General features: G+C 39.3%; 1 protein-coding gene. It reads left to right on the top strand.

What is annotated here, in order from left to right; all coding sequences use genetic code 11:
• The first annotated feature begins 64 nt into the window (after positions 1-64).
• Complete coding sequence (locus tag ACE939_RS01490; RefSeq protein ID WP_378187004.1) at positions 65-17,500, top strand: T9SS type A sorting domain-containing protein; 17,436 nt, start codon at positions 65-67, stop codon at positions 17,498-17,500.
• Positions 17,501-17,779: the final 279 nt, after the last annotated feature.

Below are 17,779 nucleotides of genomic sequence, written 5' to 3' on the forward strand. Positions count from 1 at the left end.
CATACTGTAAAAAGTTAAGAGCAGTATGTACAACCCCCTTTGTATAACTAAATAAACCTAGCACATGATCGAATTTTACTCAAAAAAACAATTTTTTAAATTTTTTACGATGCTACTGCTGCTGCTTTATAGCATAGCACTAGCTGCAAGCCCAGATTGTCCTATTATGGACAAAGATTTTCATAGCATTAATGGAACTACAGTAGATACGAGTCCAGATGGATGGTACCTAGATGCTAGTAAAGTTCAAAATGCTACTTACTTTGAAGTACGCTCAAATAGATTGCATGCCGAACATTTAGGAGGCGAAGGTATCTGGTACTCCAGAGAAGTTTCTGCTCAAGGATATTCGGATTTTCAAGTTTCAGTGAAGGTTCATTCTGAAGGCGATATGAATAGCTCAGAATATGTAAAAATCTACTATCGTATAGATGGAGGACCTGAGCAATTGCTAGATCAACGAACAGGAAATTTTGGAACTATTGATTTTATATCAGAAGAACTCAATGGAAATAAAGTACAATTAATTGTAAAACTGTACAATTATGATAATGGAGGATCTCAAACCTCAAAATATCATATCGAAGAATACAGACTTTTCAAAGAAGAGGGACCCTGTGAGACATCTACAATAGGTGTGGTTGCATCGGCTAGTAACAATGGTGTTATCTCCTGTGCTAACTCTTCGATACAATTATTTGCATCAACAACAGCAACAAATCCAAGTTTTAGTTGGACGGGACCTAATAATTTTACCTCTACCTTACAAAATCCGATAGTTTCTACTCCAGGAACATATAGGGTTACAGTAACTAGCAGTAACGGAACCGCAACCGATGTTGTTACAGTAAGCTCTAGTACGAATGCAGGTGGTTCAAATGTAGTATGGCATGAAAATTTTCAACATGCAAATGGTACTACTAGTGACAGCGGTGCCAGTGGTTGGTCATTGCAAAATACAGGCACAGGGACATTTTCTATACAGAATAATGAACTGGTAGCATCTTTTGGAGCTACGAACGAAGGTATTTGGATCTCGGAAGCAGTAGATATATCATCTTTTTCGTCAGTTACAATTTCTGCTGATTTAAAAAGTGAAACATTAACTGGCAATGGTTTTGAGGATGCAGATTTTATCAAAGTTGGATATATCCTTAATAATGGTTCAGAACAAACATTTTTTGAAAACACAGCTGGTCTAGGCACAGAAATCATGGGAACAGCGACAGCAGTTGCAGTTTCTCAGCCCTTACAAGGACAAACACTTCAGGTCGTTATACGATTAAAAAACTCTTTTACAGACGAATTTTATACAATTCGAGATGTTAAAATTGAAGGTGAAATAGCTAGAACGCAGACAATATGGAACGAAACGTTTAACCTTTCTAATGGTACTAGCAGTGATAACGGTACAACTGGTTGGTCATTGCAAAATACGGGTTCGGGAACATTTTCTGTACAGAATAATGAATTGGTAGCATCTTTTGGATCTACGAACGAAGGGATTTGGATTTCTGAATCGATAAATATAGCTTCCTTTTCTGATGTAAAAGTTTCAGTAGATTTAAGAAGCGAAACAACTGGTAGTGGCAGTTTTGAAGCTGCAGATTTTATAAAAGTTGGTTATATACTTAACAACGGTTCAGAACAGATATTTTTTCAAGATACTGGCGGATTAGGTGATCAAATGTCTGGAATAGCTACTGCAATGGCAGAGTCTCCAGCATTACAAGGTCAAACTATTCAGGTAGTTGTAAGATTGAAAAACTCTGCTACTGATGAGAAATATATTGTTAGAGACATTAAGGTTGAGGGTACTACTTCTGGTGCACAAGCTGTATGGGTAGAAGATTTTTCCTTAGGCAATGGGACTACCACAGATACTGGTGATACTAGTTGGTCAGTGCAAAAACCAAGCTCTGCCATATTCAATGTTTCAAATAATACTTTTGTAATAAGTGGTATTGGAACTAGCGGAGAGGGAGTTTGGACTTCAGAAGCTATTGATATTAGTAATTTATCAAATATAAAAGTGTCATTAGGAACGCGCAGCTCAGTTACAGATGGAGGTGTTATGAATGATACTGGCGATGTACTTGATTATATTAAATTTTATTATAAAATCGATAATGGATCAGAGGTATTATTCTCAGAGAGAATAGGAGCTATCAATAATCATAACAGTTCTTATACTACTATTTCATCAAATAGTCTTAGTACAGGTCAAACGTTAAGAATTATTGTCAAAGCAAGGGCTACAGGCGATAATGAGTTTTACTATATGGATAATGTTGGTGTAATAGCAGCAGATAGTACAACCGGGTTACAAGCTTCTGCCCAAGTAAATGGAACACTATCCTGCACGCAATCGAGTGTAACTATCAATGGTAATGCAAATGTAAGTAATGCTACATATAGCTGGGTAGGACCCAATGGTTTTACAAGTTCTAACCAAAATATTACAGTCGGTACGGCAGGTAATTACACACTTACCGTTTCTAATGGTGATTGTTCGGACTCGGTAACGGTATCTGTGCAAGGCAGTGGTGAAATTCCAGATATTACTGCTTCAGCTTCAGGAATACTAGGATGTAATACATCGGCAGTGAGTCTGACAGGAAATTCAAATACGCCAGGAGTTACATATGAATGGTCAGGGCCTAATGGCTTCGCAACGAATTCTCAAGTGACACAGGTTTCAGTACCAGGAGAATACACGTTTACCGTGACTCTTGGTAATAGCGGTTGTAGCAGTTCACAGATTGTCGAGGTTAAATCGGTTTCTGTTGGTGGTGAGGATCAAACTATTTGGTTAGAAAACTTTAATGATCTTTCTAATGGAACAATTCAAGACAATGGCGATACCGCTTGGAATTCAGATACATCTGGTATTGAGAGTGGTTTTATGGAAGTTAGGGGTCAACAATTTGTAATTAATGGTTCTAACTATGATTCGTCGATTGGTCAAGGAGTTTGGACATCAGAGGTTATAAATATTTCTTCTTATTCTGATATTACTGTGTCTATGGATATTGACGGCGAAGGTTCGTTAGATTCTGGACAAGATTATTTTAGAGTTTACTATAAACTGAACAATGGTAGCGAACAGTTTTTTATCAATGGAGATAAAGATGGTGCTTTTAGTTCAGAAACGATACGTACTCCTGTTTTAAATGGAAATACCTTACAAATAATAGTAAGATCTTTGAGTACTGGAGATAGCGAATTTTATTATTTTGATAATATAGAGGTTATAGGTGACGGAGCTAGTGCACTAGAAGCCGAAGCTATTGTTGATGGTGTACTCTCATGTAGTAATCCACAGGTCCCAATAAGAGGTGGAGCATCAGAACCAGATGTAACCTATAGTTGGACTGGACCACAAGGTTTTACAAGCACTTCTCAAAATATTGTGGTAGGAGTTGCTGGAGATTATATCTTAACGGTAACATCTCCTTCGGGTTGTACAGCTACAGCTACGGGTCGCGTCACAGGTGATCCATCATCTTTTGAAGAGTACAATCTCATTTGGTTAGAAAATTTTAATGATTTGTCAAATCAGACGCAAACTGATAATGGATCTACAGCTTGGTCTACAAGTAATCCAAGTGGAAATGGTCGTTTAGAAGTTTTAAATAATGCTTTTATAGTAAGTAATATTGGGCCCGGAAATGAAGGTGTTTGGAGTTCTGAGGTTATTGATATTGAAAATTTGAACGATGTAAATGTATCCTTAAATATTTGTAGTACTACGGGTATGGAATCTAGCGGATCGAGCTTAGATTATTTACGTTTATACTATAAAATTGATGGACAAGCAGAAGTATTATTTAGCGAAAGCTTAGGTGTTATCAATAACGGAAGCGCTAATGGCAGCGATATTGTTGTGAATAATTTAAATGGAAACACGCTACAATTAATAGCACGTTCTACAACTACCGATGTTAGTGAAATATATTACTTGGATAATATTAAAGTAGATAATACAATTTTGGTTGATGGAATTGATATTGACGCAACAGTTAATGGTGTCATCAATTGTTTTTCACCAACTGTAACTTTAACTGGAAATTCCACAACCCCTAATGTTACGTATTCTTGGACAGGACCTAATGGATTTAATGAAAACACTCGTATAGTTGAGGTTAGTACTGCTGGAAATTATATACTAACAGTTTCGCTATCAGGGGGATGTTCTAAAACAACCTCAATCGAAGTAGAGGAGGATAAAGACAGACCAGTAGTTAGTACAACGGTAAGTGGTGATATTACATGTGTTATACCTATAGTAACGCTTACTGGAAACTCAACTACTCCTAATGTTAGTTATAACTGGACAGGACCTAATGGGTTTAATGAGAATACTCGTGTTGTAGAAGCTTCAGAAGGTGGAGATTATACCCTAAAAGTGACTGCTGCTAATGGATGTTTTAGTACAAAAACTGTAACTGTAAACGAAGATAAAGACGAACCTACTATTAGCACTGCAGTAGATGGTGAATTAAGTTGTAATGTAACCGAGGTAACATTAACAGGAAATTCCACAACCCCCAATGTTACGTACAATTGGACAGGTCCTAGTGGTCTAACTGTAAATTCACGAATTATAGAAGTGGGTTTAAGAGGAAACTACACCTTGAGAGTTACAGCTCCAAATGGATGTTTTATTACAGAAGTTATTGAGGTAGAAGAAGACAAAGAACAACCAGTAGTTAGTACATCGGTAAGTGGGGATATTACATGTGTTATACCTATAGTAACGCTTACTGGAAACTCAACTACTCCTAATGTTAGTTATAACTGGACAGGACCTAATGGTTTTAATGAGAATACTCGTATTGTAGAAGCTTCAGAAGGTGGAGATTATACCTTAAAAATTACTGCTGCTAATGGATGTTTTAGTACAAAAACTGTAACTGTAAACGAGGATAAAGACGTACCTACTCTTAGTGCTTCAGTAAATGGTGATATTACGTGTTCGGTTTCAACTGTAACTTTGACAGGAAACTCCACGGTACCTAATGTTAGTTATAATTGGACAGGACCCAATGGTTTTAATGTGAACTCTCGAGTTGTCAATGTAGGCACTTCAGGTGAGTATACATTAACAGTAACCAAAGCTAATGGATGTTTTGCTAAGCAAACTATCGAAGTCGAAGAAGATAACGACAGACCAGTAGTTAGTACATCGGTAAGTGGTGATATTACATGTGTTATACCTATAGTAACGCTTACTGGAAATTCAACTACTCCTAATGTTAGTTATAACTGGACAGGACCTAATGGGTTTAATGAAAATACTCGTGTTGTAGAAGCTTCAGAAGGTGGAGATTATACCTTAAAAATTACTGCTGCTAATGGATGTTTTAGTACAAAAACTGTAACTGTAAACGAGGATAAAGACGTACCTACTCTTAGTGCTTCAGTAAATGGTGATATTACGTGTTCGGTTTCAACTGTAACTTTGACAGGAAACTCCACGGTACCTAATGTTAGTTATAATTGGACAGGACCCAATGGTTTTAATGTGAACTCTCGAGTTGTCAATGTAGGCACTTCAGGTGAGTATACATTAACAGTAACCAAAGCTAATGGATGTTTTGCTAAGCAAACTATCGAAGTCGAAGAAGATAACGACAGACCAGTAGTTAGTACATCGGTAAGTGGTGATATTACATGTGTTATACCTATAGTAACGCTTACTGGAAACTCAACTACTCCTAATGTTAGTTATAACTGGACAGGACCTAATGGGTTTAATGAGAATACTCGTGTTGTAGAAGCTTCAGAAGGTGGAGATTATACCTTAAAAGTTACTGCTGCTAATGGATGTTTTAGCACAAAAACTGTAACTGTTGAAGAGAATAAGGATGAGCCCAACATTAGTGCTACAGTTGATGGTGCCATAGGATGCAGTGATGCTACAAGAATAGCATCTGTTGTTACCCTTACGGGAAATTCAACTACTCCTAATGTTAGTTATGTTTGGACAGGACCTAATGGTTTTAATGAGAATACTCGTATTGTAGAAGTTTTTGAGGGAGGTGATTATACCTTAAGAGTTACTGCTGTTAATGGATGTTTTAGTACAGAAACCGTCAATGTAGATGAAGATAAAGAAACTCCTTCAATCAATGCATCTGTAGATGGAGAGATTACGTGTATCAATACAGAAGTTACATTAACAGGAAGCTCCACAACACCAGATGTTAGTTACCAATGGAGAGGTCCAAATGGATTTAGTTCTACCTCTGCAATTGTAGTTGTAAGTGAAGGCGGAGAATATGATTTAACTGTAACTAGGCCTAATGGATGTTCTTCTGTGGCGTTTATTGAGGTTGAAGAGAATAAGGATGAGCCCAACATTAGTGCTACAGTTGATGGTGCCATAGGATGTAGTGATGCTACAAGAATAGCATCTGTTGTTACCCTTACAGGAAATTCAACTACTCCTAATGTTAGTTATGTTTGGACAGGACCTAATGGTTTTAATGAGAATACTCGTATTGTAGAAGTTTTTGAGGGAGGTGATTATACCTTAAGAGTTACTGCTGTTAATGGATGTTTTAGTACAGAAACCGTCAATGTAGATGAAGATAAAGAAACTCCTTCAATCAATGCATCTGTAGATGGAGAGATTACGTGTATCAATACAGAAGTTACATTAACAGGAAGCTCCACAACACCAGATGTTAGTTACCAATGGAGAGGTCCAAATGGATTTAGTTCTACCTCTGCAATTGTAGTTGTAAGTGAAGGCGGAGAATATGATTTAACTGTAACTAGGCCTAATGGATGTTCTTCTGTGGCGTTTATTGAGGTTGAAGAGAATAAGGATGAGCCCAACATTAGTGCTACAGTTGATGGTGCCATAGGATGTAGTGATGCTACAAGAATAGCATCTGTTGTTACCCTTACAGGAAATTCAACTACTCCTAATGTTAGTTATGTTTGGACAGGACCTAATGGTTTTAATGAGAATACTCGTATTGTAGAAGTTTTTGAGGGAGGTGATTATACCTTAAGAGTTACTGCTGTTAATGGATGTTTTAGTACAGAAACCGTGAATGTAGATGAAGACAGAGAAACTCCTTCAATCAATGCATCTGTAGATGGAGAGATTACGTGTATCAATACAGAAGTTACATTAACAGGAAGCTCCACAACACCAGGTGTTAGTTACCAATGGAGAGGTCCAAATGGATTTAGTTCTACCTCTGCAATTGTAGTTGTAAGTGAAGGCGGAGAATATGATTTAACTGTAACTAGACCCAATGGATGTTCTTCTGTGGCGTTTATTGAGGTTGAAGAGAATAAGGATGAGCCCAACATTAGTGCTACAGTTGATGGTGCCATAGGATGTAGTGATGCTACAAGAATAGCATCTGTTGTTACCCTTACGGGAAATTCAACTACTCCTAATGTTAGTTATGTTTGGACAGGACCTAATGGTTTTAATGAGAATACTCGTATTGTAGAAGTTTTTGAGGGAGGTGATTATACCTTAAGAGTTACTGCTGCTAATGGATGTTTTAGTACAGAAACCGTCAATGTAGATGAAGATAAAGAAACTCCTTCAATCAATGCTTCTGTAGATGGAGAGATTACGTGTATCAATACAGAAGTTACATTAACAGGAAGCTCCACGACACCAGGTGTTAGTTACCAATGGAGAGGTCCAAATGGATTTAGTTCTACCTCTGCAATTGTAGTTGTAAGTGAAGGCGGAGAATATGATTTAACTGTAACTAGACCTAATGGATGTTCTTCTGTGGCGTTTATTGAGGTTGAAGAGAATAAGAATGAGCCCAATATTAGTGCTACAGTTGATGGTGCCATAGGATGTAGTGATGCTACAAGAATAGCATCTGTTGTTACCCTTACGGGAAATTCAACGACACCAAATGTAAGTTATAACTGGACAGGACCTAATGGTTTTAATGAGAATACTCGTATTGTAGAAGTTTTTGAGGGAGGTGATTATACCTTAAGAGTTACTGCTGCTAATGGATGTTTTAGTACAGAAACCGTTAATGTAGATGAAGACAAAGAAACTCCTTCAATCAATGCATCTGTAGATGGAGAGATTACGTGTATCAATACAGAAGTTACATTAACAGGAAGCTCCACGACACCAGATGTTAGTTACCAATGGAGAGGTCCAAATGGATTTAGTTCTACCTCTGCAATTGTAGTTGTAAGTGAAGGCGGAGAATATGATTTAACTGTAACTAGGCCTAATGGATGTTCTTCTGTGGCGTTTATTGAGGTTGAAGAGAATAAGGATGAGCCCAACATTAGTGCTACAGTTGATGGTGCCATAGGATGTAGTGATGCTACAAGAATAGCATCTGTTGTTACCCTTACGGGAAATTCAACGACACCAAATGTAAGTTATAACTGGACAGGACCTAATGGTTTTAATGAGAATACTCGTATTGTAGAAGTTTTTGAGGGAGGTGATTATACCTTAAGAGTTACTGCTGCTAATGGATGTTTTAGTACAGAAACCGTTAATGTAGATGAAGACAAAGAAACTCCTTCAATCAATGCATCTGTAGATGGAGAGATTACGTGTATCAATACAGAAGTTACATTAACAGGAAGCTCCACGACACCAGATGTTAGTTACCAATGGAGAGGTCCAAATGGATTTAGTTCTACCTCTGCAATTGTAGTTGTAAGTGAAGGCGGAGAATATGATTTAACTGTAACTAGGCCTAATGGATGTTCTTCTGTGGCGTTTATTGAGGTTGAAGAGAATAAGGATGAGCCCAACATTAGTGCTACAGTTGATGGATCTATAAGTTGTTCTGTATCTGTAGTCACTTTAATAGGAAATTCTACGACATCAAATGTTAGTTACGCTTGGAAAGATCCAAATGGCGTAGTTTTTAATACTAAAAATTTAGAGGTTAATGCTGCCGGAATTTATACGTTAACAGTTACAGCTCCTAATGGTTGTTCTGTTAGCCAAACTGCAGAAGTAATTTCTTCTATAGCTGGTGGAACAGAGATTTTATGGCTTGAAGATTTTGAGGATCTCGAAGATGGAACTATAATTGATATAGGCGATACGGCTTGGTCACTAGATTACACTGGAAATAGTCTACGATCTATGGTTGTGAATAATCAATTTAAAAGCTATGGATTATTGGCTAGAAGGTCTATTTGGAAATCCGAGACTATTGATATATCTTCTTTTAAAGATGTAAATGTCACACTAGATTTTGAAGCTAGTGGATCATTAGAACTTAACCAGGATTATTTTAGAGTGTATTATATTTTGGATAATGGTGGTGAGACTTTATTTTATGAGTATTCTGATCCAGAAGTATCCAGAATCAGCTCACCTTTCTTAGAAGGAAGTGAACTACAGATTGTAATTCACCAATTTAATACTGGAACTGACGAAGTTTATATATTTGATAACATCAAAGTTTCTGGCGAAAGATCTAATGAAGTAGAAGTTTCAACGTCTGTAGAAGGAGCTTTGACTTGTGTAGATAATGAAGTTATTATAACTGCAATATCAGCTATCGAAGATGTTTCTTATTTATGGGAAGGACCAAATGGCTTTGTTTCTACTCTTAAAAGTATTACAGTAAGTACTGAAGGTGATTACTCTTTAACAGTTACTACTCCTTCAGGTTGTTCTGGTTCGACAATTAGAACAATCGAGCGAGACGATGCTTTACCTCAATTGACAACTACCATTACTAATAATGGTAACATAGATTGTAATTTTAATGAGGTAGCAGTTACTATCAACACCGATATCAGTAATGCCACCATCCTATGGGAAGGTACCGCACTTGCAGGTAACACGGTAAGCGTAGATGCAGCAGGCACGTATACTGTAGTTGTAGAAGATCCTACCACAGGTTGTAGTACCGAAGATGTAGTACTGATCGAAGATATTCGTAACACCCCAAGTATCACTACCGTTGTAGAGAACAATGGAGTTATCACGTGTGCTTTCGAGACTTTAGCAGTTACTATCAACACCGATATCAGTAATGCCACCATCCTATGGGAAGGTACCGCACTTGCAGGTAACACGGTAAGCGTAGATGCAGCAGGCACGTATACTGTAGTTGTAGAAGATCCTACCACAGGTTGTAGTACCGAAGATGTAGTACTGATCGAAGATATTCGTAACACCCCAAGTATCACTACTGTTGTAGAGAACAATGGAGTTATCACGTGTGATTTCGAAAGCTTAACAGTTACTATCAACACCGATATCAGTAATGCCACCATCCTATGGGAAGGTACCGCACTTGCAGGTAATACAGTACATGTAGATGCAGCAGGCACGTATACTGTAGTTGTAGAAGATCCTACCACAGGTTGTAGTACCGAAGATGTAGTACTGATCGAAGATATTCGTAACACCCCAAGTATCACTACTGTTGTAGAGAACAATGGAGTTATCACGTGTGATTTCGAGACTTTAGCAGTTACTATCAACACCGATATCAGTAATGCCACCATCCTATGGGAAGGTACCGCACTTGCAGGTAACACGGTAAGTGTAGATGCAGCAGGTACGTATACTGTAGTTGTAGAAGACCCTACCACAGGTTGTAGTACCGAAGATGTAGTACTGATCGAAGATATTCGTAACACCCCAAGTATCACTACTGTTGTAGAGAACAATGGAGTTATCACGTGTGCTTTCGAGACTTTAGCAGTTACTATCAACACCGATATCAGTAATGCCACCATCCTATGGGAAGGTACCGCACTTGCAGGTAACACGGTAAGCGTAGATGCAGCAGGCACGTATACTGTAGTTGTAGAAGATCCTACCACAGGTTGTAGTACCGAAGATGTAGTACTGATCGAAGATATTCGTAACACCCCAAGTATCACTACTGTTGTAGAGAACAATGGAGTTATCACGTGTGCTTTCGAGACTTTAGCAGTTACTATCAACACCGATATCAGTAATGCTACCATCCTATGGGAAGGTACCGCACTTGCAGGTAACACGGTAAGCGTAGATGCAGCAGGCACGTATACTGTAGTTGTAGAAGATCCTACCACAGGTTGTAGCACCGAAGATGTAGTACTGATCGAAGATATTCGTAACACCCCAAGTATCACTACTGTTGTAGAGAACAATGGAGTTATCACGTGTGCTTTCGAGACTTTAGCAGTTACTATCAACACCGATATCAGTAATGCTACCATCCTATGGGAAGGTACCGCACTTGCAGGTAACACGGTAAGCGTAGATGCAGCAGGCACGTATACTGTAGTTGTAGAAGATCCTACCACAGGTTGTAGCACCGAAGATGTAGTACTGATCGAAGATATTCGTAACACCCCAAGTATCACTACTGTTGTAGAGAACAATGGAGTTATCACGTGTGATTTCGAGCGCTTATTGATTATAATAAATACAGACATCAGTAATGCCACCATTCTATGGGAAGGTACCGCACTTGCAGGTAATACAGTACATGTAGATGCAGCAGGCACGTATACTGTAGTTGTAGAAGATCCTACCACAGGTTGTAGCACCGAAGATGTAGTACTGATCGAAGATATTCGTAACACCCCAAGTATCACTACCGTTGTAGAGAACAATGGAGTTATCACGTGTGCTTTCGAGACTTTAGCAGTTACTATCAACACCGATATCAGTAATGCCACCATCCTATGGGAAGGTACCGCACTTGCAGGTAACACGGTAAGCGTAGATGCAGCAGGCACGTATACTGTAGTTGTAGAAGATCCTGCCACAGGTTGTAGCACCGAAGATGTAGTACTGATCGAAGATATTCGTAATACCCCAAGTATCACTACTGTTGTAGAGAACAATGGAGTTATCACGTGTGCTTTCGAGACTTTAGCAGTTACTATCAACACCGATATCAGTAATGCCACCATCCTATGGGAAGGTACCGCACTTGCAGGTAACACGGTAAGCGTAGATGCAGCAGGCACGTATACTGTAGTTGTAGAAGATCCTGCCACAGGTTGTAGCACCGAAGATGTAGTACTGATCGAAGATATTCGTAACACCCCAAGTATCACTACTGTTGTAGAGAACAATGGAGTTATCACGTGTGCTTTCGAGACTTTAACAGTTACTATCAACACCGATATCAGTAATGCCACCATCCTATGGGAAGGTACCGCACTTGCAGGTAACACGGTAAGCGTAGATGCAGCAGGCACGTATACTGTAGTTGTAGAAGATCCTACCACAGGTTGTAGTACCGAAGATGTAGTACTGATCGAAGATATTCGTAACACCCCAAGTATCACTACTGTTGTAGAGAACAATGGAGTTATCACGTGTGCTTTCGAGACTTTAACAGTTACTATCAACACCGATATCAGTAATGCCACCATCCTATGGGAAGGTACCGCACTTGCAGGTAACACGGTAAGCGTAGATGCAGCAGGCACGTATACTGTAGTTGTAGAAGATCCTACCACAGGTTGTACTACCGAAGATGTAGTAGTTATCGAAGATATTCGTAACACCCCAAGTATCACTACTGTTGTAGAGAACAATGGAGTTATCACGTGTGATTTCGAGACTTTAGCAGTTACTATCAACACCGATATCAGTAATGCCACCATCCTATGGGAAGGTACCGCACTTGCAGGTAATACAGTACATGTAGATGCAGCAGGCACGTATACTGTAGTTGTAGAAGATCCTACCACAGGTTGTACTACCGAAGATGTAGTACTGATCGAAGATATTCGTAACACCCCAAGTATCACTACCGTTGTAGAGAACAATGGAGTTATCACGTGTGCTTTCGAGACTTTAGCAGTTACTATCAACACCGATATCAGTAATGCCACCATCCTATGGGAAGGTACCGCACTTGCAGGTAACACGGTAAGCGTAGATGCAGCAGGCACGTATACTGTAGTTGTAGAAGATCCTGCCACAGGTTGTAGCACCGAAGATGTAGTACTGATCGAAGATATTCGTAATACCCCAAGTATCACTACTGTTGTAGAGAACAATGGAGTTATCACGTGTGCTTTCGAGACTTTAGCAGTTACTATCAACACCGATATCAGTAATGCCACCATCCTATGGGAAGGTACCGCACTTGCAGGTAACACGGTAAGCGTAGATGCAGCAGGCACGTATACTGTAGTTGTAGAAGATCCTGCCACAGGTTGTAGCACCGAAGATGTAGTACTGATCGAAGATATTCGTAACACCCCAAGTATCACTACTGTTGTAGAGAACAATGGAGTTATCACGTGTGCTTTCGAGACTTTAACAGTTACTATCAACACCGATATCAGTAATGCCACCATCCTATGGGAAGGTACCGCACTTGCAGGTAACACGGTAAGCGTAGATGCAGCAGGCACGTATACTGTAGTTGTAGAAGATCCTACCACAGGTTGTAGTACCGAAGATGTAGTACTGATCGAAGATATTCGTAACACCCCAAGTATCACTACTGTTGTAGAGAACAATGGAGTTATCACGTGTGCTTTCGAGACTTTAACAGTTACTATCAACACCGATATCAGTAATGCCACCATCCTATGGGAAGGTACCGCACTTGCAGGTAACACGGTAAGCGTAGATGCAGCAGGCACGTATACTGTAGTTGTAGAAGATCCTACCACAGGTTGTACTACCGAAGATGTAGTAGTTATCGAAGATATTCGTAACACCCCAAGTATCACTACTGTTGTAGAGAACAATGGAGTTATCACGTGTGATTTCGAGACTTTAGCAGTTACTATCAACACCGATATCAGTAATGCCACCATCCTATGGGAAGGTACCGCACTTGCAGCTAACACGGTAAGCGTAGATGCAGCAGGCACGTATACTGTAGTTGTAGAAGATCCTACCACAGGTTGTAGTACCGAAGATGTAGTACTGATCGAAGATATTCGTAACACCCCAAGTGTCACTACTGTTGTAGAAAACAATGGAGTTATCACGTGTGATTTCGAGCGCTTATTGATTATAATAAATACAGACATCAGTAATGCCACCATCCTATGGGAAGGTACCGCACTTGCAGGTAATACAGTACATGTAGATGCAGCAGGCACGTATACTGTAGTTGTAGAAGATCCTACCACAGGTTGTACTACCGAAGATGTAGTACTGATCGAAGATATTCGTAATGAACCAAGTGTCACTACTGTTGTAGAAAACAACGGAGTTATCACGTGTGCTTTCGAGACTTTAACAGTTACTATCGACACCGATATCAGTAATGCCACCATCCTATGGGAAGGTACCGCACTTGCAGGTAACACGGTAAGCGTAGATGCAGCAGGCACGTATACTGTAGTTGTAGAAGATCCTACCACAGGTTGTACTACCGAAGATGTAGTACTGATCGAAGATATTCGTAACACCCCAAGTATCACTACCGTTGTAGAGAACAATGGAGTTATCACGTGTGATTTCGAGCGCTTATTGATTATAATAAATACAGACATCAGTAATGCCACCATCCTATGGGAAGGTACCGCACTTGCAGGTAATACAGTACATGTAGATGCAGCAGGCACGTATACTGTAGTTGTAGAAGATCCTACCACAGGTTGTAGTACCGAAGATGTAGTACTGATCGAAGATATTCGTAACACCCCAAGTATCACTACCGTTGTAGAGAACAATGGAGTTATCACGTGTGCTTTCGAGACTTTAGCAGTTACTATCAACACCGATATCAGTAATGCCACCATCCTATGGGAAGGTACCGCACTTGCAGGTAACACGGTAAGCGTAGATGCAGCAGGCACGTATACTGTAGTTGTAGAAGATCCTACCACAGGTTGTAGTACCGAAGATGTAGTACTGATCGAAGATATTCGTAACACCCCAAGTATCACTACTGTTGTAGAGAACAATGGAGTTATCACGTGTGATTTCGAAAGCTTAACAGTTACTATCAACACCGATATCAGTAATGCCACCATCCTATGGGAAGGTACCGCACTTGCAGGTAACACGGTAAGCGTAGATGCAGCAGGCACGTATACTGTAGTTGTAGAAGATCCTACCACAGGTTGTAGTACCGAAGATGTAGTACTGATCGAAGATATTCGTAACACCCCAAGTATCACTACTGTTGTAGAGAACAATGGAGTTATCACGTGTGATTTCGAGACTTTAACAGTTACTATCAACACCGATATCAGTAATGCCACCATCCTATGGGAAGGTACCGCACTTGCAGGTAACACGGTAAGCGTAGATGCAGCAGGCACGTATACTGTAGTTGTAGAAGATCCTACCACAGGTTGTAGTACCGAAGATGTAGTACTGATCGAAGATATTCGTAACACCCCAAGTATCACTACTGTTGTAGAGAACAACGGAGTTATCACGTGTGCTTTCGAGACTTTAACAGTTACTATCAACACCGATATCAGTAATGCCACCATCCTATGGGAAGGTACCGCACTTGCAGGTAACACGGTAAGCGTAGATGCAGCAGGCACGTATACTGTAGTTGTAGAAGATCCTACCACAGGTTGTACTACCGAAGATGTAGTAGTTATCGAAGATATTCGTAACACCCCAAGTATCACTACTGTTGTAGAGAACAATGGAGTTATCACGTGTGATTTCGAGACTTTAGCAGTTACTATCAACACCGATATCAGTAATGCCACCATCCTATGGGAAGGTACCGCACTTGCAGGTAATACAGTACATGTAGATGCAGCAGGCACGTATACTGTAGTTGTAGAAGATCCTACCACAGGTTGTAGTACCGAAGATGTAGTACTGATCGAAGATATTCGTAACACCCCAAGTATCACTACCGTTGTAGAGAACAATGGAGTTATCACGTGTGATTTCGAGACTTTAACAGTTACTATCAACACCGATATCAGTAATGCCACCATCCTATGGGAAGGTACCGCACTTGCAGGTAACACGGTAAGCGTAGATGCAGCAGGCACGTATACTGTAGTTGTAGAAGATCCTACCACAGGTTGTACTACCGAAGATGTAGTACTGATCGAAGATATTCGTAACACCCCAAGTATCACTACTGTTGTAGAGAACAATGGAGTTATCACGTGTGATTTCGAGACTTTAGCAGTTACTATCAACACCGATATCAGTAATGCCACCATCCTATGGGAAGGTACCGCACTTGCAGGTAACACGGTAAGCGTAGATGCAGCAGGCACGTATACTGTAGTTGTAGAAGATCCTACCACAGGTTGTAGTACCGAAGATGTAGTACTGATCGAAGATATTCGTAACACCCCAAGTATCACTACTGTTGTAGAGAACAATGGAGTTATCACGTGTGATTTCGAGACTTTAGCAGTTACTATCAACACCGATATCAGTAATGCCACCATCCTATGGGAAGGTACCGCACTTGCAGCTAACACGGTAAGCGTAGATGCAGCAGGCACGTATACTGTAGTTGTAGAAGATCCTACCACAGGTTGTACTACCGAAGATGTAGTACTGATCGAAGATATTCGTAACACCCCAAGTATCACTACTGTTGTAGAGAACAATGGAGTTATCACGTGTGATTTCGAGACTTTAGCAGTTACTATCAACACCGATATCAGTAATGCCACCATCCTATGGGAAGGTACCGCACTTGCAGCTAACACGGTAAGCGTAGATGCAGCAGGCACGTATACTGTAGTTGTAGAAGATCCTACCACAGGTTGTAGTACCGAAGATGTAGTACTGATCGAAGAAAGTCAAAGTGAATTGAATGTTTCGATTGATGTTTCTAATGATAGAGTAATAGATTGTACTTCTGAAGAAGTAGTAGTAACATTTACCACCAGTATTAGTAATCCTACTATTTTATGGAACGGAACTGCGCTTTCAGGTAACAGTTTAACAGTAAGTTCAGGAGGTACCTATGATGTACTAGTTACTGATAACGATAATGCGAGCTGTTCATTTGAAACAGTGGTAACAATCGACGATCTAAGAAGTGTTCCAGTATACAGTGTAAGTAGAGAATGTTTAGCCAATGGAGCTATACTGTTAACCGCTAGTTCAGAAAATCCAGATATTACATTCAAATGGAGCGTAGGGTCAGAAGGAGACTCAACAATTGAAGTAACAGCTTCTGGACGCTATGATATTGATGTTATAGATACAAAAACAGGGTGTTCTGATATTGGAAGAATTAGAGTAAGTGATAATGAAATTGGTGATTGTTCTAGAGGAGCATCTGAAAGAATTTCTACTACAAGTAGTATTCTTAACAATTTTGAAGTTGAGTTAGATGTATTTCCAAATCCAGCACAGGGTCCTGTTAATATCATGTTCAATTCAACAGAAAAAGGAACTGCAAAACTTGAAGTTTATTCTACATCAGGTGTTTTGATAAAAACACTGTTTGATGGAGAGGTGGAAGCATTCAAAGAATATAAAGCTATATTTAATGAATATGGATCACTACCATCGGCAATGTATTTTTGTAAGTTAACGTTGAATGATAGAGTTGTAACAGATAAAATTATTTTATCTGATCAGTAAGAACATATCGACGTAGATTTTATAAAATCCCCTAAGATATTCTGATCTTAGGGGATTTTTTTATTTAAAAAAACTACTTTTTTGTTTAATTAAATTTGATCTTTATAAAGAAGAATAATTTTTAAAGCGAAGTTTTGAAATAGCATCAATCTTTTGGTTATTATATATTTTATAAAAATCGATGTATCTTTAGATTTGATATGTATACATTGTTACTAGTTAATTTATTTGATTAAATTAGTTTTTAAATCTTAAATATTAATATGACTATTTTTTATA

Source organism: Aquimarina rhodophyticola (assembly GCF_042434915.1).
In the GTDB taxonomy this organism is placed as follows: domain Bacteria; phylum Bacteroidota; class Bacteroidia; order Flavobacteriales; family Flavobacteriaceae; genus Aquimarina.

Excerpts from the sequence above, each read along its gene's own strand:
- ACE939_RS01490 (WP_378187004.1), top strand. The coding sequence starts at position 65 with ATGATCGAATTTTACTCAAAAAAACAATTTTTTAAATTTTTTACGATG.